This window comes from Planktosalinus sp., assembly GCF_059864935.1.
The window spans coordinates 1-1,782 of record NZ_JCBCCK010000281.1 but is presented as its reverse complement, the minus strand read 5'-3'; the positions used below and the strand labels follow the sequence as shown (position 1 = coordinate 1,782).

1 protein-coding gene is annotated in these 1,782 nt (G+C 44.4%); it reads left to right on the top strand.

Features of this window, described 5'->3' with window-relative positions; translation table 11 throughout:
* A partial coding sequence (locus AC6F75_RS09345) for an IPT/TIG domain-containing protein (RefSeq protein ID WP_500714741.1) occupies window positions 1–1,782 on the top strand: 1,782 nt, incomplete at both ends.

Sequence of the window (1,782 nt, the reverse complement as noted above, 5' to 3'; positions counted from 1 at the left end):
ATTATAGATATAACTGGGTCAAATTTTGCCTCTGCGGGCAACGTTGTGACCATAGGAGGTGTAACGGCAGCGCTTGTTAGCCAGTCGACAACACTAATCAGAGCTACGGTTCCGGCAGGTATTTGTGATGGAGACATTGTTGTGACGGGTTGTGGGCTTTCATCGACTGCATTTGGATATACAGTTCCGGCACCTTTGATAACCAGTATCAATCCTGTGGAACTCGTTGGAGGAAATAACGTCACTATTCAGGGATCCGGTTTTTCTACAACAGGAAATTCGGTAACTATTGGTGGCATTTCAACAAGTATAGTTAGTGAGTCAGATGTACAAATTGTAGCAACTGTGCCTTTTGGTCTATGCCAGGGAAATATTGTGGTTACAAATGATTGTGGTGAAGTATCTAATGCTATGAATTACACGGTTCCGACACCTGTGATAAATAGTATCAATCCATCCGTGCTGATAGCAGGGGCGACTGTAGATATAGCCGGGTCAAATTTTGCCTCTGCGGGCAACGTTGTGACCATAGGAGGTGTAACGGCAGCGATTGTCAGCCAATCGCCAACACTTATTGTAGCTACTGTTCCTGCAGGCATTTGTGATGGAGACATTATTGTGACAAGTTGTGGGATTCCATCCGCTCCTTTTGGATATACGGTTCCGCCTGACAACGCAGGAACAGTTAGTGGTTCATCACCTTTATGTATTGCTGGAACTACCACATTTACATCAGACGGTGATTCCGGTGGAAGCTGGTCAACTTCAGATTCAAATGTAGCTGACGTTGATGCCATCACTGGTGAGGTAACTGCAATTGGAGCAGGAACTGCAAATATTATTTATACGATTAGTTCCGGTTGTGGAAGTCCAGTAAGTGCTCAGGCGAGTGTAACTGTGAGTCCTAATGCCAATGCAGGCACAGTTAGTGGTTCATCACCTTTATGTATAGGTGCAACCACCACATATTCAACAAATGGTGATACCGGTGGAAGCTGGTCATCCTCAGATACAGATGTAGCAGAGGTTAATGCCAGCACGGGTGAAGTTACTGCAATTGGGGCAGGAACAGCAAATATTATTTATACGATTAGTTCAGGTTGTGGAACTCCTGTGAGTGCACAGGCTAGTTTGACCGTGAATCCTGATCTCAGCGCAGGTACTATTAGTGGCCCGGCTGCAATTTGTGTTGATGATGTTAAATCTTATACCTCAAATGGTGACACAGGGGGTACCTGGTCATCATCAAATATTTCAGTCGCTACTGTAAATGCAGCAACAGGAGAAGTCACAGCAGTAAGTAACGGTTCTACGACGCTTACTTATACCATAGCATCCGGTTGTGGAGCACCACAGGAAGCTACTTTTGTTGTAACCGTCAACGAACTACCAAACAATACTAATGCTACAAACGCATTTACAGGTACTACCATTTGCTTGGGGGATGATGCTATTTTGCGTTTTATAGCTGATAACGATACTTTTGTCGCTCCTTATGAAATAGAATACACAGACGGTACGAACACCTGGACTCAATCAATTGCTACAGCTGGAGAGGAAAGTTTTATCGTTCCTGTAGCACCCACGTCAACAACAACAACTTACACACTTCTTTCCATTACCAATGGTAACGGTTGTGTACGGACATCCGGATTTGGTAAATCCACTGCTCGGATTACAGTGCGTCAAATGGCAAATGCATCTATCAGTGGTGATGCAACAGTTTGTAAAGACGACCCGGCCAACATTACTTTTACAAGACTTACAACAGGAACAAGCGCA